Origin of the sequence: Rhizobium sp. X9 (genome assembly GCF_018873185.1) — a bacterium.
Taxonomy (GTDB): Bacteria; Pseudomonadota; Alphaproteobacteria; order Rhizobiales; family Rhizobiaceae; genus Agrobacterium; species Agrobacterium oryzihabitans.
The window spans coordinates 632,883-651,110 of record NZ_CP071311.1 but is presented as its reverse complement, the minus strand read 5'-3'; the positions used below and the strand labels follow the sequence as shown (position 1 = coordinate 651,110).

Annotated in this window: 19 protein-coding genes; 9 read left to right on the top strand and 10 right to left on the bottom strand. The window is 60.5% G+C overall.

Translation table 11 applies throughout. The features are described from left to right. Positions 1–56 precede the first annotated feature (56 nt). Together msrB and JZY08_RS03145 are read left to right on the top strand one after the other, a co-directional pair. Positions 57–464 (top strand): peptide-methionine (R)-S-oxide reductase MsrB, encoded by a 408-nt coding sequence (msrB, locus tag JZY08_RS03150; protein ID WP_082183942.1) that lies wholly within the window; start codon positions 57–59, stop codon positions 462–464. 116 nt (positions 465–580) lie between these two features. Beyond that, positions 581–1,207 (top strand): LysE family translocator, encoded by a 627-nt coding sequence (locus tag JZY08_RS03145; RefSeq protein WP_216330976.1) that lies wholly within the window; start codon positions 581–583, stop codon positions 1,205–1,207. A 20-nt stretch (positions 1,208–1,227) separates the two neighbouring features. Here the strand turns inward: JZY08_RS03145 and JZY08_RS03140 are convergent, their stop codons facing one another. The 4 genes from JZY08_RS03140 to JZY08_RS03125 form a co-directional block, all read right to left on the bottom strand. Next, positions 1,228–1,725 carry a GNAT family N-acetyltransferase gene (locus tag JZY08_RS03140; RefSeq protein WP_216330975.1) on the bottom strand — a complete coding sequence of 166 codons (498 nt, stop codon included), beginning with the start codon at positions 1,723–1,725 and terminating at the stop codon, positions 1,228–1,230. Between the two features lie 115 nt (positions 1,726–1,840). Next, entirely contained in the window at positions 1,841–2,509 is a 669-nt protein-coding gene (locus JZY08_RS03135; RefSeq protein ID WP_035242747.1) for a hemolysin III family protein, read from the bottom strand. 275 nt (positions 2,510–2,784) lie between these two features. Then, on the bottom strand, positions 2,785–3,105 hold the full coding sequence (locus JZY08_RS03130; protein ID WP_216330974.1) for a TraR/DksA C4-type zinc finger protein: 321 nt from the start codon (positions 3,103–3,105) through the stop codon (positions 2,785–2,787). Positions 3,106–3,166: 61 nt separating this feature from the next. Further along, positions 3,167–3,577, bottom strand: a complete 411-nt coding sequence (locus tag JZY08_RS03125) for a universal stress protein (RefSeq protein WP_003497216.1) — start codon at positions 3,575–3,577, stop codon at positions 3,167–3,169. 273 nt (positions 3,578–3,850) lie between these two features. Here JZY08_RS03125 and JZY08_RS03120 point away from each other — a divergent pair, with 273 nt between their 5' ends. Then, a complete protein-coding gene (locus tag JZY08_RS03120) occupies positions 3,851–4,711 on the top strand; it encodes a VOC family protein (RefSeq protein ID WP_216330973.1) in 861 nt (286 codons plus the stop codon). An 83-nt stretch (positions 4,712–4,794) separates the two neighbouring features. Next, a complete protein-coding gene (locus tag JZY08_RS03115) occupies positions 4,795–5,991 on the top strand; it encodes an AI-2E family transporter (protein WP_216330972.1) in 1,197 nt (398 codons plus the stop codon). Positions 5,992–6,293: 302 nt separating this feature from the next. On the opposite strand, the gene JZY08_RS03110 is transcribed toward JZY08_RS03115, so the two are convergent. The 4 genes from JZY08_RS03110 to JZY08_RS03095 all read right to left on the bottom strand — a co-directional run bounded on the left by JZY08_RS03110 (position 6,294) and on the right by JZY08_RS03095 (position 9,850). Then, positions 6,294–7,391 carry a bifunctional transcriptional activator/DNA repair enzyme AdaA gene (locus tag JZY08_RS03110; protein ID WP_216330971.1) on the bottom strand — a complete coding sequence of 366 codons (1,098 nt, stop codon included), beginning with the start codon at positions 7,389–7,391 and terminating at the stop codon, positions 6,294–6,296. A gap of 256 nt (positions 7,392–7,647) precedes the next feature. After that, positions 7,648–8,373, bottom strand: coding sequence for a polysaccharide deacetylase family protein (locus tag JZY08_RS03105; protein ID WP_216330970.1), 726 nt, complete (start codon positions 8,371–8,373; stop codon positions 7,648–7,650). Positions 8,374–8,434: 61 nt separating this feature from the next. After that, positions 8,435–9,343, bottom strand: a complete 909-nt coding sequence (locus tag JZY08_RS03100; protein ID WP_216330969.1) for a dihydrodipicolinate synthase family protein — start codon at positions 9,341–9,343, stop codon at positions 8,435–8,437. Between the two features lie 105 nt (positions 9,344–9,448). Continuing rightward, a complete protein-coding gene (locus tag JZY08_RS03095; RefSeq protein WP_082183934.1) occupies positions 9,449–9,850 on the bottom strand; it encodes a DUF930 domain-containing protein in 402 nt (133 codons plus the stop codon). 240 nt (positions 9,851–10,090) lie between these two features. Between JZY08_RS03095 and JZY08_RS03090 the strand changes: the two genes are divergently transcribed. From JZY08_RS03090 to JZY08_RS03070, 5 genes are all read left to right on the top strand, one after another. Continuing rightward, complete coding sequence (locus JZY08_RS03090; RefSeq protein WP_216330968.1) at positions 10,091–12,190, top strand: S9 family peptidase; 2,100 nt, start codon at positions 10,091–10,093, stop codon at positions 12,188–12,190. Between the two features lie 498 nt (positions 12,191–12,688). Then, entirely contained in the window at positions 12,689–13,699 is a 1,011-nt protein-coding gene (locus tag JZY08_RS03085; protein ID WP_216330967.1) for an ABC transporter substrate-binding protein, read from the top strand. A gap of 268 nt (positions 13,700–13,967) precedes the next feature. Then, positions 13,968–14,876, top strand: a complete 909-nt coding sequence (locus JZY08_RS03080) for a proline/glycine betaine ABC transporter permease (RefSeq protein WP_003494399.1) — start codon at positions 13,968–13,970, stop codon at positions 14,874–14,876. Next, positions 14,869–15,975, top strand: a complete 1,107-nt coding sequence (locus JZY08_RS03075; RefSeq protein WP_216330966.1) for a glycine betaine/L-proline ABC transporter ATP-binding protein — start codon at positions 14,869–14,871, stop codon at positions 15,973–15,975. Before JZY08_RS03080 ends, JZY08_RS03075 begins: the two co-directional genes overlap by 8 nt. Before the next feature lie 376 nt (positions 15,976–16,351). Further along, positions 16,352–16,624: a hypothetical protein gene (locus JZY08_RS03070; protein WP_003494397.1), complete on the top strand. Its 273-nt coding sequence runs from the start codon at positions 16,352–16,354 to the stop codon at positions 16,622–16,624. Between the two features lie 179 nt (positions 16,625–16,803). Here JZY08_RS03070 and dmeF read toward each other — a convergent pair whose 3' ends face one another. Both dmeF and dmeR read right to left on the bottom strand, forming a co-directional pair. Next, the gene (dmeF, locus tag JZY08_RS03065; protein WP_216330965.1) at positions 16,804–17,796 is read right to left on the bottom strand and encodes a CDF family Co(II)/Ni(II) efflux transporter DmeF; all 993 of its coding nucleotides are present in this window, start codon (positions 17,794–17,796) and stop codon (positions 16,804–16,806) included. Between the two features lie 79 nt (positions 17,797–17,875). Beyond that, positions 17,876–18,148: a Ni(II)/Co(II)-sensing transcriptional repressor DmeR gene (dmeR, locus tag JZY08_RS03060; RefSeq protein ID WP_003494395.1), complete on the bottom strand. Its 273-nt coding sequence runs from the start codon at positions 18,146–18,148 to the stop codon at positions 17,876–17,878. Between the last annotated feature and the right edge of the window lie 80 nt (positions 18,149–18,228).

The following is an 18,228-nucleotide window of genomic DNA, read 5'->3' as shown; positions in this document are numbered from 1 at the left end:
TCTTTCAATCGGCAACGGTGATGACTATTTCTGGCAGGAACAGAAAGGATCATTCCATGAGCGATCTGACATCCCCCAAAGTGAACAAGAGCGATGCCGACTGGCGCGAGCAGCTGACGCCGGAGCAATATCACATCCTGCGTGAACACGGCACGGAGCGCGCCTTTACCGGCCCCTACTGGGACACGTTCCAGAAGGGTCTTTACCGCTGCGCCGCCTGCGACGAGCCGCTGTTCCTCTCCGACACGAAATTCGATGCGGGCTGCGGATGGCCGAGCTACTTCGAGCCGGTAAAGCCGGGCGCCGTGACGGAACATCGTGACGCGAGCTACGGCATGGTCCGCACGGAAATCCGCTGCGCCAATTGCGGCGGCCATCTCGGCCACGTCTTCCCGGACGGCCCGAAGCCCACCGGCCTGCGCTACTGCATCAACGGCCATTCGATGGTGTTCGAACCTATCTGATCAGAGACGGGTAACGGCCGGCTGCCTGCCGGCCTTTGTTGCGAAGAAAATGACCGTCTCGACAGCCGGACCGGAGAGTGAGATTATCGCGATCTCACTCCTTCCGGATCACCATCATGGCGCTCGAAACCATCCTCATATTCATTCCCGCCTGCTTTGCCCTGAACATGGCGTTCGGGCCCAACAATCTCCTGTCGATGACTGTCGGTGCGCGATACGGCATGGCGACGGCGGTGATGGCGGCAAGCGGCAGGCTTGTTGCTTTCGCGGGCATGATTGCGATTGCTGCGCTGGGCCTCGGCGCACTTTTGATGGCGTCCGAAATGATGTTTTCGCTGATCAAATGGATCGGCGTTCTCTACCTGCTGTGGATCGGCTTCAAGCTCATCCGCTCAAGGGCGGACGTCACCGCTCCCGATGTATCCTCGGGCAACGGAAATGTTCTCAAGACCTATCTGCGGCAGGAGTTTTTCGTCGCCTCCGGCAATCCGAAGGCCATCCTGATCTTCACGGCGTTTTTCCCGCAATTCATCCAGCAGGACGCCTATTGGCAGAGTTTCGCCACGCTCGGCGCAATTTTCCTGCTGCTCGAGGTGGTGGCTATCACCGTTTACGCCTTCATTGGTTCTCGGTTGTCCGGTCTCATGCGCAATGCGCGCGCCCTGAAGCGGGTGAACCGAATCAGCGGCTCCATGATGATGGCCTTCGGCGTCATGCTCGCCTTTGCCCGGCGTCCGGCCTGAGAGAAATCCCGGCCAGGCTGCTAATTCAGCTTCAGCTCCATGCAGGTCAGGTCCAGCCAGCGGCCGAATTTGGTGCCAACTTCCGAAAACCGGCCCGCAACCGTAAAACCGAGGTTCTCGTGCAGGCGGATGGAGGCGTGATTTTCCGATTCGATTGCGGCGATCAGTACATGCACGTCATTGCCGGATGCATGGTCGATCAGCGCCTGCATCAGCTTTTTGCCGATGCCGTGGCCACGTGCGTCCTTCTGGACATAGACGGAATGTTCGCGGGTGTGGCGATAACCGTCGAAGGCGCGCCAGTCGCCATAGGAAGCGTATCCGGCGACCTGGCCATCAAGAATCGCGACGATGACCGGAAAGCCGCGTGACTTGCGGGCGGAAAACCACTCCTTGCGGTTATCCAGATCGACCAGCACCTCGTTCCAGATCGCCGTCGTGTTCAGGACCGCGTCATTGTAAATCTCCATGATGCCGGAAAGATCATCCACGGTCGCATCGCGCAGTTCCACGCTCATTATCGTTCGCCCTCGTTCTTGCCTGCACCGCGCCCTGCCGGACACGATCTTCACGCGAGCATTAGGCGATGACGCGGATGGCTGTCCAGTGCTCGCGATATCAGGACGTTACTCGTCAGGACGTCAGGGGAGCGAGGCTGAAGGAGGTGACGACCGCAAAATAGTGGACCACGGCGGCGGCGACGACGAAACCGTGCCAGATGGCGTTCTGGAACCGCAGCTTTTCCCAGACGTGGAAGACCACGCCAAGCGAATAGATGACGCCGCCGGCAACGATCAGCCAGAGCGTGACAGGCGCCAGATGGGACGAAAGCGGCTGCACCACCATGATGCCGCTCCAGCCCATGGCGAGATAAAGGCCGATGGCAACGCGGTCGTATCGGCCGGGAAACAGGCATTTGAGCAATATGCCGCAGATGGCGGCAAGCCAGATCAGCCCCAGCATCGTGGCAATCAGCGGATCGTGAATACCGCGCATGAGGAAGGGCGTATAGGTGGCTGCAATCAGGATGAAGATCGCCGAATGGTCCAGCCGGCGCAGGAACCATTTTACGTTGGAATGCGGCCAGATATTATAGGTGAAAGACACGGAAAGACAGGCGACGAGGCCGAGACCATAAATCCAGGCGGCCGCAATGGCGCTGAGGCTGCCCCAGACGGTCGCGTAAAAAATCAGCGCCGTGGCGCCCACCAGCGCAAAAACGATACCCACGCCGTGGACGATGCCATCGGCGACAATCTCGTGAAAATCATACTGGCGACCAAACCGCCACACGTTACTCATAGTCCATTCCCGTTTGCCTGCTTGTCGCCAAGCATGACGGCAATATTAGACAGGAACAAGACAGCAGCCGGTTAACGGCGATCAAATTTCGTTCGAGGCTGTTTCGAAAGGAGAGGTTGAGTAGCGGTCCTCGCCGGCGCCCTCATTCCTGTGCTTGTCACAGGAATCCAGTCGATGCGCGTCTGCGCGACGGAAAGAGTTCTTTCAGCCCAAAGACTTGGGTTGGCTAGATTCCTGTGACAAGCACAGGAATGAGGGTAGATAAGGAACGCCCCTCACAGCGCCGCAGCGCATTCCTGGCAGAACGGCGTATAGGGAACGGCGTTCAGGCGGTCTTCCGAAATTTTCTTGCCGCATTTGACGCAGGTGCCGAAAGTGCCGTTCGCGATGCGGTCGAGGGCGGCGTCGATGGCGCGCAGCTCGTCCTGACCCACCTGCCCCAGCTCGTCCAGCACCTCGTCATTGCTGCGCTCGATGGCGCGGTCGTCGTCATCAGGGTTGCGCGGCTCCTCGAAATCAGCCTCTATTTTATGCAAGCGGCGATAAAGCTCACGCTGACGGTCGCGCAGGATCTTCTCGTAACTTTGGGCATTCATGGTCTTCTCCTCCAGCCGGTGCGGGCGAAAATCGCCCGCAACCCCAAGATTTCAACTCACTTTAGCGGTCGATCAGCACCGAGCACTTGGCGTGGCGCACCACGCGGTCGGCGGTGGCGCCGATGAAATAATTGGTAAAGTCCGGCGTATGCGACGCGATGATGATGAGATCCGCCTTGTGCTCTTCGGCAGCGGCGATGATCTCACGCGCGGGCGCGCCGCTGCGGATTTCCTGGCTGCCGTTGAAACCGACCCTCGTCTTCAAGTCAGCAAGTTTCGCCTTGGCATCCTTGATCGCGTTTTCGATGAGGTCGACCGGCAGGTCGATCGCCATGTAGCCGGGCAGTTCCTCAACCACATTGATGAGGACGATCTCGCCATCGGCATCCAGCAGCGCCTTGGCCTTGGCGAGGATTTTTTCACCCTTGTCGGTGGCGCTGAGGTCTACCGGTACGATGATCTTTTTGTACATGGCTGTCTCCTTTGGCGTAATCTGCCGTTTCTCGTGGCTCAAGCTCATATTCCCCGCCGGCACATCCTTCGCGTTGATCGAAGTCAAAGCCGGGAGACATGCTTGGGCGGTCATTGTCAACGAATTGTGGACGGTCAATCGCCGGATGGCGATCTTTGCTGAACGATGAAATCCGCCCATATTCGCTTTCGACAAACGCCGCAAAGCGGCGTCGGACGATGCCGGCGGCCGCCGATCCGCCCTCGGCGCGTCAGATTCAATATGGAGATTATGATGAGTGAAATCAAACAATTCGCCCTGACGCGCCCGGCTTATGTCGGTCAGGCTCATCTCGTCGTTCACGATCTGCCGCGCGTTTCGGATTTTTACCGGAAGATCATCGGTCTTTCGGTCATCGAAAAAAGCCCGAGCGGCGAGGTTCTCGGCGTCAATGGCCAGCCGCTGCTGACGCTTTCCACCTCAACTGCCGCGGAGCGCGCGCCGCGCAATGCCGCAGGCCTGTTCCACACCGCCTTCCTGATGCCAAGCAGGCAGGATCTGGCGCACTGGCTGGCGCATGCCGCCCATAACAATATCCAGCTTCAGGGCGCGTCCGACCATCTGGTCAGCGAAGCGATCTATCTTGCCGACCCGGAAGGCAACGGCATCGAGGTGTATCGCGACCGTTCGCCGGAGGAATGGACCTATCAGCAGGACGGCACGGTGGAGATGGCAACGCTCGGCCTCAATCTGCAGGCGCTTTACGACAGCGCGCCGAAGACGGCATTCGAAGGCGCAGCAGAGGGAACCGCGATCGGTCATATCCATCTGCAGGTCGGCAATATTCCGCAGGCGGATGAATTTTATCAGGACGTGCTGGGGCTGAAGATCATGGCGCGGTATCCGGGTGCGAGCTTCTTCGGCTCCGGGGCCTATCACCACCACGTGGCGGCCAATATCTGGAACAGCCGCGGCGCCACGGCCCGCAACGACAACATGACCGGCCTTTCCGGCTACTCGCTGAAATTCAACGAGCGTGATGCCCTTGACCGCGCTGCGGCTGCTCTCGACCGGCTGGAAATCGCCACGGAACGGCAGGGCGATGGTATTGTCCTGAAGGATCCGTGGGGCATCGGGCTGAAGCTTTCCGCGTAAAGGAAGACGGGGCGGCGAAATTTTCACAGCCCCGGAACCGCCTCATTTTTCGGACGTTTGTCATCTTATTGGGGGACAGTTCGATGAATGAGAATGCCAGACCGGAAAAAACCGGCAGTTTGGGCAATATCGGGGGGCGCTCGGCAGCAGGCCCCGGCAATGCTTCGGCCACGAGAGCCGACCCGCTTGAGGGACTTGCGTCCGGATCGCACCGTGATGATGCGCGCAGCCAGCAACCGCTTGGCCGCGAAGCCCTTGATGTCGTCGTCGCATGGTCGGTGATCGGCATTTTTCTCATTGTGATGATGGCGGTCATTCACGAATTGTCGCTGATCCTCATCCCGGTGGTCATGGCCATCGTGGTGGGAATGATCCTCGGCATCGCCGCTGAAAAACTTGGCTCCTACGGCATTCCCGGCTTCGGCGTCGCGCTCATTCTCTCCTCGCTTGTGGCTGCGGTGATGTTCTTCGTGGTCAATTCGCTGATCGACCCGCTGTCGCAGCTCGCCTCCGAAGGGCCGGCGCTGGTAGAACGAAGTATCGACCGCTTCCTGCCCTACCTTCAAAGTCTGAGATGGCTGAATATCTCGGCGGCGACCTTCAGCATGGGGTCGATGTCGATGGAATCGCTGATTTCGCGCAGCGGCGAGATCATTTCCGTGCTCGGCTCCAACATCACCCCCGCCGTCATCCAGGGCATGATCTTCCTCGCCGCGCTGCTGATGTTCCTTTACAGTCGCCTGCGGCTGCGCAAGGCGATCATCATGGCCTTTCCGGCCCGCCACCAGCGGCTGCGGACCATCCGCATCATCGCCTCGGTGGAAGAGGTGCTCGGCACCTATTTCGCGACGGCGGCGCTGATCTATGCCGGGCTCGGGGTGACGATGGTGGTCATCGCCTATCTGGGTGGGCTGGCCATGCCGCTGCTCTGGGGGCTGTTCGCCTTCCTTTCCAGCTTCGTGCCGTTTCTCGGCATTACCGCCATGACGATTGCGCTGACGGTGGCCGGCATCATCACCCACGACAATATCGTTCTGGCGCTTCTGCCCGCGGCGATCTTCTTCACCATTCACCTGTTGATGGAAAACCTCGCCTTTCCGGCGGTGGTGGGCCGCAACATGGAGATAAACCCCTTCCTCGTCTTCGTGATGATCATCTTCTGGACGTGGATGTGGGGAGCGGCCGGCGCCATGCTGGCGCTGCCGCTGTCGCTGATCGCCATGACGGTGACGCGGGAACTCTTCCCCTCACGCCGGGTGGTGCCCAAACTGCCGGATTGACCGGCGGCTTTCCGGCGGGAAGTGCGAAGCGCCCCGGGTTTGAGCTCTCAGGAGGTTGTCGATTGACGGGGGCGCGTGGGGTTTACCCCCCTCTGCCCTGCCGGGCATCTCCCCCTCAAGGGGGGAGATCGGCAGGAGGCGCTACCGCCATTTCATTCTCAACGTTGAGATGGGCGAAACCTCGCCGCAGATCGATCTCCCCCCTTGAGGGGGAGATGCCCGGCAGGGCAGAGGGGGGTAAACCCCACGCGCCCCGCTCCACTATCAATGAACAACCTCCTGAAAACCAGCAGCCAGGCCGCTCAGGAAGCGAGCGGCATTCCCTGCGCCTGCCTCTCCGCCAGCACGCCCGCCATGCGGCGCTCGTGCTCAATCAGCCATTTCTTCCGCCACAGCCCGCCACCATAGCCGGTCAGGCTGCCATCCGCGCCCAGCACACGGTGGCACGGCACGACGATGGCGATCTGGTTGGCGCCATTGGCACGCGCGACCGCACGCACGGCGGATGACCTGTCCATGGCGGTTGCGAGCGAAGAATAGCTGACGATCTCGCCCGCCGGGATTTCCCGCAGGCTGCGCCAGACGTCGCGCTCGAAGGGCGTGCCGTGGCCGGCAAGCCTAGTTTCGAAGGCGGCTGAATGCCCGGCGAAATAGGCCTTTAGTTCCGCTTCGATCTGGCCGGTCACGGCCGTCCGGCCGAGCACCATATCCGCGCCGGTGCGCGTCTTCAGCCGCTTCAGCTCGGTGGGAAGCGCCGGCCGGTCGGCGAATTCTAGGAGATGCAAAGCGTGATCGTCGGCCACGGCGAGCATCGGGCCGATCGGCGTGTCGATCCAGTCGCCCTTCAGGAAGCCCTTGCCCTTCATGGCGGCCGGAGAGGTGCCGAAGAGCTGGTTGATGGCCGAGCGGAAACCGCTGCCCGATTCATAGCCCGCATCGATCTGCGCACCGATCACGGCTTCGCCCGAGGCAAGGCTCGTTGCCGCATCCCCAACCCGGCGCAGCCTGGCGATTTCCAGAAAGCTCATGCCGAAACGGCGCTTGAAGGTGCGGCGCACGGTAGACGGGTCGTGGCCCATCGCCACCACGTCCTCCTCGCGCCAGCGGCGGGCGGGCTCGTTTTCCAGCGCGGTCAGCAGCTCAGTCACGGTCTCGTCGGCGGTGCCATAGGCGAGCATCGGTTTGCAGCGCTTGCAGGGACGGAAGCCCGCTTCCAGGCATTCGGCAATGGTCTCGCGGAACCGGCAATTTTCAATCTTCGGCTTTCGCGCCGTGCAGGTGAAACGGCAGAAAATCTTCGTCGAGGTCACACAGACATAGGCCACGCCTTCATAGGCGGGGTCCTTGTTTACAAGGGCGGAATAGAGGGTTTCGGTGTCGGGGCGTTTGAACAGCATCATGGGAGGATGCTAGCGCAATTTTTTGGCCCGCGCCGCCGAAAAACGGGCATGGATGTAGGGGATGTTGTCGGCTCGTGTCCGCGCCGTTTCGCGGCCAAGCCGGTGCGGCATATTTCTTCTCCCCGCCGGGGAGAAGGTGGCGCGCAGCGCCGGATGAGGGGGCGACGGTGAAGAGATGCGGGGAGCTTGCCCCCTCATCTGCCCTTCGGGCATCTTCTCCCCGGCGGGGAGAAGAAACGGGCGGCGACCTTGCGGATCAATTCCCCGGCGGTGCGAAGGACGGATCGTCCAGCCTTGTGAAAATCACGCCGCGCGCCTTCAGCGCCAGAAGGCCCTTCACCACGCCCTCGCCCGCTTCATGGGTGGGCTGGTTGATGTGGGAGATAATGACATCGCCATCCCGGGCGGAAGCGATGTGTTTCGCCGTCGCGGCCGCACCCAGCAGCGAGCCTCCATCGCCATTGACGGAATAACCGGCGACCCGCATGCCGAGCCGGTTGATGGTGGTCATGGAGGACCTGGTATATTTGGCCGTGGCACCTCGGAACCATTGCGGCTGGAGGCCGGTGGCGGCGACGATGGCCTGCCGGCCGCCCTCCACTTCCTGCTCGACCGCCGCTTCCGAACCGGCGGCGGCGATGCCGTAAATGGAAACCGGCTTATCCACCGCCGGCACATGGTTTTCGCCATGGTTTTCGATCTCGAACAGGTCCGGATGCGCCATGAGCGTGGCCAGCGCCTCGCCATTATGTTTCAGCCAGCGGGCGGTAACGAAGATCGTCGCCGGAATGCGCTCCTTCACCAGCCTATCGAGAATGCGGTGGTCGGTCTTGCCCATGCAGGCATCGAGCGTCATCGCCACCCGCACCTTGCCGTCATGCTGCGGCGACATTTTCAGCGTCGGTTCGACAAGGCCGGTCCCCGCTAAGGCGGCGGACGCGGCTGAAGCGAACAGGGCAGCAAGGAGGAAGCGACGTATCATTTTCATTTTCCGCAGTGAATGCAGTATCATTCCGTGGCAATCCGCCCGCAAAGCGCCCGAATTATGGCGCGGTTTCCAGCGCGGACAGGGCTTCAAGCGCCTCTTCCACCCGCTGGCGTTCGGCGCTGGTGAGCGGCAGGATCGGCCGGGGCGGTTCGCCAACCGCCAATGACAGGATGCTGGCGGCGGCATAGACCACGCGGATACTGCCGAATTCTTTAAACAGCGCCCAGAGCGGCTGGAAGGCCGCGTCGATCCGGCGTGTCTCCTCTGCGTCGCCGGCTTGCGCCGCCCGCATCAGCCGCAGTGCCGGAACGGGCAGCAGACCCGCGATGACGCTGTACCAGGTGTCGCCGCCGGCAAGCGTCGCCTCGGCGCATCCCCAGTCGCCGCTGTAACCGATGGAGAAACCATCCGTCAGCTTCGGCCGCAGGCGCGCAAGCTCGCCCGCATAATCCGAATCGGCCGGCAGCGGCATCTTGATGGCGCGAATATTGGGGATATAGGCGAGCCGCACCAGAAGGTCGTCGCTGAAGGAAAACCGCGTCGTCGTCGGGTTGTTGTAGATGGCGAGCGGCAGGCCCGTTGCGCCGGCCACGGCGGCGAAGTGATGATAGGCCTCTTCCTGCGTCAGCGGCGTGTAGGAAACGGGCGCCAGCAGCAGGGCATCCGCACCGGCAGCTTCGGCGTCCTTTGCCAGTGCCACGGCGTCATCGGTGCGCAGGGCGCCGACACCGGCCATCAATATGCGCCTGCCCTTCAAAACCGCAGCGGCAGCCTCGATGGCCCGGCGTCTCTCCGCGCGCGACAGATACATATAGATGCCGGTGCTGCCGAGAATGCCGACGGAATCCACCCCGGCCGCATCAAGCCGCTCGATGAGAGCGGAAAAGGCCTGCGTATCGACCTGCCCGGCCTCATCGGCCGGCGTCATCGGAAAAGCTGAAAGTCCCTTGAATCGTGTCGCCATGCCCGTCTCCCTCACTTCGATCGAGGAACAGGGTTACAGAGCCACCGGCGGGGCGGCAAGAAAGGCGGGGGCTAAACCTTGCATGGACGCCGAAGATTTCGGCGGTCAGTCATAAAGATACAACTTCTTCCACTGCTCCTCCGGAATCCTGTCGCCGACGCGGTAGTCGAAGGACTGAATGCTGAGGCTGTCGCTCTTCAGCTGGCATTTGTATTTGAGCTTGTACCATTCGCCGGCGCTTCTGAAGACCGCGCCCGGCGCCTTGATGGAATTCTTGCCCACCTCCGGATCACCGAAGGTGTAAGCGATGACCTTGTCCGGCCGCATGCCCTTCTGCTCGGTCGCTATTCTTTCCATCGCCTCGATATCGCAGCGCTGTTCCAGGCGCTCCTCCGGCGCCAGCGCGTTCAACTGCCGCATCACGCTGGCATCGATTGCAAAAGCGGGCGTGAAGGCCTGCAAGCCAAGGAAAAAGGCAGAAAGGGCAGCGGGAAGAAGCTTTCGCATGGGATCCTGTCAGTTTTTTCGTTTGTTCTTGTCTTTTTTCGTTTTCCTGGCGAGGGACGGCGGACCGATGGCCGGCGCGCATCATCGCCGATTTGCCAGATATTGCCAAAATGTGATCGAAAGCTGACGAAATTGTGCCCAAGCCACATTGCGGCTGTGGAGATTTGAAACTTGATCGGCCGGAAGGGGCACTCTACATCTTGGTACCGCCCACGGATTTTACAGGAAAGCGAGTTTCCCTTGCCGATTTTCAAGAACCTGCCCGTTGCTCCAACCGCCGAAAAAAGGCCCGTTCAGGACACGCATCACGGCATTACCCGCACCGACGATTATGCATGGTTCCGGGCCGATAACTGGCAGGCCATGTTCAAGGACCCTACCCTTCTCGACCCTGCCATTCGCGCCCATCTGGAGGCGGAGAACGCCTATATGGAAGCGGCGATGGGCGACACCAAGGCGCTTCAGGAAAAACTTTTCGAGGAAATGAAGGGCCGCATCAAGCAGGATGATTCCTCCGTGCCGGTCAATGACGGGCCCTATGCTTACGGGACATTGTTCGTGACCGGCGGCGAGCAGCCGCATTATTTCCGCACTCCACGCGATGGCGGCGAGAAACATGTGCTGCTTGATGGTGACAAGGAAGCGGAAGGCAAGGATTATTTCCGTCTTGCCGGCCTCGACCAGTCTTCCGATCACAGTCACGGCATCTGGGGTTATGACGACAAGGGGTCGGAATATTTCACGCTGCGCATCCGCAACCTCGAAAGCGGCGAGGACCTTGCCGATATCGTCGAAAATACCGGCGGCGGCGGCGCATGGGCGCCCGATGGCAAGAGCTTCTTCTACACGCTGCAGGACGAGAACCACCGCCCCTCCAAGGTCTTCCACCATATCATCGGCGAGCCGCAATCGGCCGACCGGCTGGTTTATGAGGAAAAGGACCCCGGCTTCTTCATGGGCGTCGGCGCGTCGGTTCTCGACGATTTCATCTTCATCGACATTCACGACCATGAGACCAGCGAATATCGCATTCTCTCCACGAAGGACCTGACGGCCGAGCCGATGGTGGTGGCCGAGCGCGAAGAGGGTATCGAATATTCGATGTGCGAAGGCGGCGATGTCTTCTACATCCTCACCAATGACGGCGATGCCAAGGATTTCCGCATCATGGAAGCGCCGGTGACAGCGCCTGGCAAGGAAAACTGGAAAGAAGTCGTGCCGCATGAGCCGGGCCGCCTCATCCTCTCGGTCGATGCCTATGCCCGCCACCTGATCTGGCTGGAGCGCCGCGACGGCCTGCCGCGCATCGTCATCCGTGACCGCAGGTCCGGTGAGGAACATTCCATCGCCTTTGCCGAGGAGGCCTATTCGCTCGGCCTGCACGGTGCTGCCGAATACGATACCGATGTCATCCGCTTTTCCTATTCTTCGATGACGACGCCGAGCCAGCTGTTCGACTACGATATGGTGACGCGTGAGCGCACGCTCCTGAAAACCCAGGAAGTGCCCTCGGGCCACAATCCGGACGACTACATCACCCGCCGCATCATGGCGCCTGCCCATGATGGCGAACTGGTGCCGGTCTCGCTGCTCTATCGCAAGGGCGTGGCGCTGGACGGTTCCGCGCCCTGCCTGCTTTACGGTTATGGCGCTTACGGCATCTCCATTCCCGCCTCCTTCTCCACCACCACGTTGTCTTTGGCCGACCGTGGCTTCATCTATGCCATCGCCCACATCCGCGGCGGCAAGGACAAGGGTTTCGAATGGTACGAAACCGGCAAGATGGAAGACAAACAGAATACTTTCAAAGACTTCATCGCCGCTGCCGATCATCTGGTGGAGGAAGGGTTCACCTCCTATGGGGGCATCATCGCAGAAGGCGGCTCGGCGGGCGGCATGCTGATGGGGGCCGTTGCCAACATGGCACCGGAAAAATTCGCCGGCATCATCGCCGCCGTTCCCTTCGTGGATGTGCTGACCACCATGCTTGATGACACTTTGCCGCTCACCCCGCCGGAATGGCCGGAATGGGGCAATCCGCTGGAATCGGCAGAGGAATATCAGTGGATCGCCGCCTACAGCCCCTATGACAATGTCGGGAACAAGCCCTACCCGCCGATCCTTGCGCTTTCCGGCCTCACCGATCCGCGCGTGACCTATTGGGAACCGACCAAATGGGTGGCGAAGCTGCGTGAAAAAACGACGGGGGAAGCCCCGATCCTGCTCAAGACCAACATGGCGGCGGGCCATGGCGGCAAGTCGGGCCGTTTCCAGCGGCTGGAGGAAATTGCCTTCGAATATGCCTTCGCGCTGAAGGTGGCGGGCAAGGACGCCGTATGACACGCTGATTGCAAAAACGGGCGGCGATTCAATCGTCGCCCGCTCTCATTTGAGACGAAAATACCCATTAAAAACCTCTTTATGAATATTTTTTCCACAAAAACTGGACTTCATCTTTTCTACAAATGCCACTTTCGGCGTCGATGAATTTTTATTTCCCGTTACTGCAACTCTAACTATATTGTTGCGAAACCCAAATAAGTGTCATGTATTACGCGACACGAGAAAATGTTCTGAAAATCGAACGCATGGCTGCGATGCGCCATTTCGCGTTGCAATATCACTTTTTGGCCGTATTATGCCGGTCGTTGACATATTCATGCGCCTTTTCGCCGCTCTTCCTGCGGCAATCCTGCAGCACGTCTTGCGGATATTCTTAGTGCCGTAATTTTTCGGCTTTTTCACGCGCCATGTCAGTTCGCCCTTGGCAATTCGGGCTTTGCAGTGCTCCCGCTTTGCCAATTGAAAACACTGCATCAGACTTGGGGGTCTTACACCATGAAGAAACTCCTGGCCTCGACCATTCTCGTAACGGGCTTTATCATCGCTGCCGGTGCAGCAAATTCCGCCAACGCCGCTGAAGACTGCGGCAGCATCACCATCGCCGAAATGAACTGGGCTTCCGCCGGTGTTGCGGCTTACGTCGACAAGTTCATCATGGAAAACGGCTATGACTGCACGGTCAACGTCGTCAGCGGCGATACCATGCCGACGTTTGCTTCCATGAACGAAAAGGGCCAGCCGGATATGGCGCCCGAATTGTGGGTCAATGCCGTGCGTGAGCCGCTCAGCGCCGCCGTCAAGGAAGGCCGCATGATCGAGGCGTCGAAAATCCTCAGCGATGGCGGCGTCGAAGGCTGGTGGATCCCGAAATTCATCGCGGATGAACACCCCGACATCAAGACCGTCGAGGATGCCCTGAAACATCCCGAACTCTTCCCAGCCCCGGAAGATGCCAGCAAGGGCGCCGTGCACAATTGCCCGTCCGGCTGGAACTGCCAGGTGACGACCACCAATCTCTACAAGGCGCGCGAAGGCGACAAAAAGGGCTTCACGCTGGTCGACACGGGTTCGGCCGCCGGCCTTGACGGCTCGATCGCCAACGCGTTCGAAAAGAAGCAGGGCTGGCTCGGCTATTACTGGTCACCCACCGCCATTCTCGGCAAATACGAGATGGTGAAGCTGGATGACGGCGTCGAGCTGGACCGCGCCCATTACGACGAGTGCACGGCCAAGGTCGATTGCGCCGATCCCAAGGTGAACGCCTATCCGGTGGCCGACGTCTTCACCGTCATCACCAAGGATTTCGCCGACAAGGCGGGCGTGACGATGGACTACATCAAGGCCCGCAACTGGGACAACAAGACCGTTGCCGAGATCCTTGCCTGGATGGATGAAAACCAGGGCACCAACGAGGACGGCGCGGAATATTTCCTCGAGAACCATGAGGATATCTGGACGAAGTGGGTTCCGGCCGAGGTGGCGGAGAAGATCAAGGCTTCGATGTAACCCATCCGCAGGAGGGAAAAGTCTGGGTTTGCATCTGTGGCTTACCCCCCTCTGCCCTGCCGGGCATCTCCCCCTCAAGGGGGGAGATCAAATCGCGGCGGGGCATCGCCCATCACGGACGGTGCGGATTGTGGAGGCAGTGCGTCCTGCCAATCTCCCCCCTTGAGGGGGAGATGTCCGGCAGGACAGAGGGGGGTGGCCGCACACTCCAGCGGTTCCACCGTCCCTCCCATCCCATCTCCTAAACCCCAAAGGGAAAACAACAATAATGGCCCTCTGCAATTACCTGCCGGAGATGCTCTGCAAGTTTCCGGCCATCGACAACAGCACGATGCGTGTGGCACGCAAGACCATCGATGACGGTTTTCGCGACATTGTGCGCAATTATGGCGATGCGATCGACGTCGTCGTGCATCCGCTACAGCTTTTTCTCAATTCCTCGGAGCGGCTGTTCATCCAGACCCCGTGGATCATCACCATGCTGGTCATTCTGGCCATCGTTCATCTGGCCGGGCGCAGCTTCAAGATCACCGGTGGCACTGCCATCTCCCTGCTTATGATCGGCGCCGTCGGCCTCTGGCGCGACGCCATGACGACGCTCTCCATCGTCGCCATCGCCACGCTGATCGCCATCGTCATCGGCCTGCCGCTCGGCATCCTGATGGGACGTTCGGAACGCCTGCAACGCCTCATCAATCCCGTGCTCGACGTGATGCAGACCCTGCCAAGCTTCGTTTATCTCATCCCCGTGGTGGTGATCTTCGGCATCGGCAAGGTTCCGGGCCTGATCGCAGTGGTGATCTACGCCATTCCGCCCGTCATCCGCCTCACCAGCCTCGGCATTCGCCTGGTGGACCGGGAAGTGCTGGAAGCCGCCGATGCCTTCGGCTCCTCCAACGGTCAGAAGCTGTTCAACGTGCAGCTGCCGCTGGCGTTGCCCACCATCATGACCGGCATCAACCAGACCATCATGATGGCGCTCGCCATGGTCGTCGTCGCCTCCATGGTCGGTGTCGGCGGGCTGGGCAAGAACGTGCTGCAGGCCATCAACAACCAGTTTTTCACGGTGGGCTTCCTGAACGGTTTCGCTCTGGTCGCCATCGCCATCATGTTCGACCGGGCGAGCCAGGCTTTCGGCAAGCGTCTGCAGAAATACCGCGAGGTCTCCCATGGCTAAAAGCATCGAAATCAAGAATCTTTACAAGATCTTCGGCAAGCATCCCGAGAAATACCTCGAAGCGGTGCGATCAGGCATGGACAAGGTCGAGCTGAACGACAAACACAACCATGTGCTCGGTCTCAACAACATCAACATCACCATGCCGGGCGGCAAGATCACTGTCGTGATGGGCCTTTCCGGTTCCGGCAAGTCGACGCTGATCCGCCACATCAACCGGCTGATCGACCCGACGGCGGGTGAGGTTCTCTATGACGGCGAGGATATCTGCGGCATGAGCGCTTCGGCGCTGAGGCAATTCCGCCGCCACAAAACGGCGATGGTGTTCCAGAAATTCGGCCTTCTGCCGCATCGCACCGTGCTGGAAAACAGCGTCTACGGTCTCGATATCCAGGGCGTGCCGCGCAAGGAGAGCGAAGAAAAGGGCCGTTACTGGCTGGAGCGTGTCGGCCTTGCCGGATACGAGGATTATTATCCGAACCAGCTTTCCGGTGGCATGCAGCAGCGCGTCGGCCTTGCCCGGGCGCTTGCCAATGACGCCGACATTCTGCTGATGGACGAGGCCTATTCGGCGCTCGATCCGCTGATCCGCGTCGACATGCAGACCATGCTGCTCGATCTTCAGCAGGAGCTGAAAAAGACCGTGGTGTTCATTACCCACGATCTGGACGAGGCTTTGCGGCTCGGCGACCATATCGCCATTTTGAAGGACGGCGAAGTGGTGCAGCAGGGCGACGGCCAGAGCATCATCCTCTCGCCGGCCGATGGCTACGTCACCGACTTCGTGCGCGACGTCAATCGCGGCCGCGTGCTGCAGGCCACCACGGTCATGGAGCCGCTCGAGAGCCGCCCGGAGGGCATGTCCGTGCCTGAGAACGCGACGCTGGAAACCATCGCCCGCGACATGTCGGAGGCGAACGAAACCACCGCCCATGTGGTGGACGAGGACGGCAAGCCGGTCGGCAGCATCGGCCTCGACACGCTGGTGGCGGCCATGGTCACGCCTGCGCCTCAGGAGGCGGAGGTTACGGTGGAAGTGGCGGAGGAGCCGGAGAAGCCCCGGGAAACGGTTGTTCCGGTGGAAAAAGAAACGGCGTAATCCGGCACCGGACGGATTGGCCGCGTCCGCGAGATTTCCTCTTTCCGTCATACCGGCCTTGAGCCGGTATCCAGCCAGCCCAAGTCCTTGGGCTGAAAGGACTCTCTCGCCGCGCAGACGCGCGTCGGCTGGATTCCGGCTCAAGGCCGGAATGACGGGAGTGAGGTGTTCACCGGCGCCAGAAATTTAAACCGGACTGCAATGCCGCGAGGGACAAAGCTGGCAATCTCCTCCTGCCCCGTCTTCATTAGGCAAAAACGAAGCACTCCTTTGCCGGCTGTCAAGTCGGGAATGACGCTGCAACGCAGCAAACGCAAGCTTCAGGCAAGCCGCCGCCGTTAACCATTTGTTAACTTTTGAACGCGGAATCACCGACATGCAGATCGAAAGCAATATTGGCGGGTACAATTATCAGGGACGTATCCGCGACATCGAAAAAGCCGGCAGCGCACAGAGCGCGCCAGAAGAGCAGGCTGTAAAACGCGGCCCCGGAAACCCGACTGTTTCCAGCACCATTCTTTCCCAGTCGCTCGCCAATGTGCTGTGGGCCGTCGGCAATGGCAGCGCGCCGGCTGCGGCATCCGCCGAGGTCGAGGTGGAAGCAAAGGCCGAATGGGTGCGCAGCGCCTATTCGGAATATACGGAATAGGCTTTCAGAACAAAGCCTCAACCGCACCCTCCGTCATCCTTAACCGCACCCTCCGTCATCCTCGGGCTTGACGCGAGGATCCACGTTGTCGGCGGAGCATGGATCCTCGGGTCAAGCCCGAGGATGACGGATGCGGGTTGGCGGTCGCTCGCCAGCCACCAGAGAAAACGTGATTCTCATCAGGCCCTTGCCGGGCTGACCTCCACCGTTACATGCGAAAGTTCATGTATGGCCGCAAGCTTCTGCTTGTAGAAAGCCGGCGCCTTCGGCGCCTGCGAGCGGATGGCGACGATGGCGGCGTGATGGCCCGGGCCGACCTGCCAGACGTGCAGGTCGGTAATGCGATCCTCTTCCGTTTCCACGCTTTGACGGATTTCCTGCGGCAGGTCATCGGCCTGCGGCAGTGCGTCTAGCAGCGTCGTCGCCGTGGAGCGAACCAGACCCCATGACCAGCGGGCGATGACCAGGCCGCCGACGATGCCCATCGCCGGATCAAGGAAAGACCAGCCGTTCCATTTGCCGAGCAGCAGCGCGACGATGGCCAGAACCGAGGTCAGCGCATCCGCCAGCACATGCAGATAGGCAGCGCGCAGATTATTGTCCCTGCCACCCTTTGCGCCGTGTTCACCATGATGCGCGTGAGAACCGTGACCGTGATGGGCATGTGAGCCCTGCGCGTGACCATGGCCGTGGGCGTGATCATGGTGGTGATCATCCTTCAGCAGCACGGCGCTGACGAGATTGACGGCAAGGCCGATGACGGCGACGAGGATCGCCTGGTTGAAGTCGATTTCGACCGGATTGACGAGACGCATCGCACTTTCGACAGCGATGAGCAATGCCACCACCGCCAGCACGATGGCGCTGGCAAAGCCCGCGAGATCGCCGAACTTGCCGGTGCCGAAGGTGAAGCGCGGATTGCGCGCCTCGCGGCGGGCATAGAGATAGGCCAGCGCCGAGATGAGCATCGCGCCCGCATGGGTGGACATGTGCCAGCCATCCGCCGTCAGCGCCATGGAGCCGAACCAGTGGCCGGCGACGATCTCTGCCACCATCATCACCGTGGTCAGCGCAATCACCATCCACACGCGCTTTTCGTTACGCTCATGGTTCTGGCCAAGGAAAACATGGTCGTGGCCGGCCGCTGTGGAAAATTCGGATGTCGTCGTCATGTCGCTAATCCTGCTCGATCCTGGAATATTTCGTTTCACGCTCGCATCCCCCAAAACACGGAGACTTTCAGGAGATATGTCAGCGGATGTAGGTCTTCAGCACCTGGGCCAGCTCTTCCGCCGCCCGCGCCCGCTCGTCTTCGTTTTCGGCATGCACCACGTGCTCGTGCAGATGCTCCTGCATCACCTCGCCCGTCAGGCCGGACAGCGCGCCGCGCACCGAGGCCAGCAATTGCAGCACCTCGCCGCAGGGCTTGGAATCGTCCAATGCGCGCTCCACCGCCTCCATCTGCCCTTTCAGGCGGCGGATGCGGGCAAGCAACTTCTCCTTGTTGCGGATCGTGTGGGACATCGGTACCTCATATACTATAGGGGGGTATACTATATCGCGATGTTTTTCCGTTCAAGGCCTGCGTGACGCAATCCTCGCGA

What these genes read in the sequence shown, in the direction of transcription:
- JZY08_RS03100 (WP_216330969.1), bottom strand. Translation starts at nt 9,343, where the DNA reads ATGGCGACACGATTCAAGGGACTTTCAGCTTTTCCGATGACGCCGGCC.
- JZY08_RS03125 (WP_003497216.1), bottom strand. Translation starts at nt 3,577, where the DNA reads ATGTACAAAAAGATCATCGTACCGGTAGACCTCAGCGCCACCGACAAG.
- dmeR (WP_003494395.1), bottom strand. Translation starts at nt 18,148, where the DNA reads ATGTCCCACACGATCCGCAACAAGGAGAAGTTGCTTGCCCGCATCCGC.
- JZY08_RS03140 (WP_216330975.1), bottom strand. Translation starts at nt 1,725, where the DNA reads ATGAGCGTGGAACTGCGCGATGCGACCGTGGATGATCTTTCCGGCATC.
- msrB (WP_082183942.1), top strand. Translation starts at nt 57, where the DNA reads ATGAGCGATCTGACATCCCCCAAAGTGAACAAGAGCGATGCCGACTGG.
- JZY08_RS03085 (WP_216330967.1), top strand. Translation starts at nt 12,689, where the DNA reads ATGAAGAAACTCCTGGCCTCGACCATTCTCGTAACGGGCTTTATCATC.
- JZY08_RS03105 (WP_216330970.1), bottom strand. Translation starts at nt 8,373, where the DNA reads ATGATACGTCGCTTCCTCCTTGCTGCCCTGTTCGCTTCAGCCGCGTCC.
- JZY08_RS03080 (WP_003494399.1), top strand. Translation starts at nt 13,968, where the DNA reads ATGGCCCTCTGCAATTACCTGCCGGAGATGCTCTGCAAGTTTCCGGCC.
- JZY08_RS03110 (WP_216330971.1), bottom strand. Translation starts at nt 7,391, where the DNA reads ATGATGCTGTTCAAACGCCCCGACACCGAAACCCTCTATTCCGCCCTT.
- JZY08_RS03070 (WP_003494397.1), top strand. Translation starts at nt 16,352, where the DNA reads ATGCAGATCGAAAGCAATATTGGCGGGTACAATTATCAGGGACGTATC.
- JZY08_RS03075 (WP_216330966.1), top strand. Translation starts at nt 14,869, where the DNA reads ATGGCTAAAAGCATCGAAATCAAGAATCTTTACAAGATCTTCGGCAAG.
- dmeF (WP_216330965.1), bottom strand. Translation starts at nt 17,796, where the DNA reads ATGACGACGACATCCGAATTTTCCACAGCGGCCGGCCACGACCATGTT.
- JZY08_RS03095 (WP_082183934.1), bottom strand. Translation starts at nt 9,850, where the DNA reads ATGCGAAAGCTTCTTCCCGCTGCCCTTTCTGCCTTTTTCCTTGGCTTG.
- JZY08_RS03115 (WP_216330972.1), top strand. Translation starts at nt 4,795, where the DNA reads ATGAATGAGAATGCCAGACCGGAAAAAACCGGCAGTTTGGGCAATATC.
- JZY08_RS03130 (WP_216330974.1), bottom strand. Translation starts at nt 3,105, where the DNA reads ATGAATGCCCAAAGTTACGAGAAGATCCTGCGCGACCGTCAGCGTGAG.
- JZY08_RS03135 (WP_035242747.1), bottom strand. Translation starts at nt 2,509, where the DNA reads ATGAGTAACGTGTGGCGGTTTGGTCGCCAGTATGATTTTCACGAGATT.
- JZY08_RS03120 (WP_216330973.1), top strand. Translation starts at nt 3,851, where the DNA reads ATGAGTGAAATCAAACAATTCGCCCTGACGCGCCCGGCTTATGTCGGT.
- JZY08_RS03145 (WP_216330976.1), top strand. Translation starts at nt 581, where the DNA reads ATGGCGCTCGAAACCATCCTCATATTCATTCCCGCCTGCTTTGCCCTG.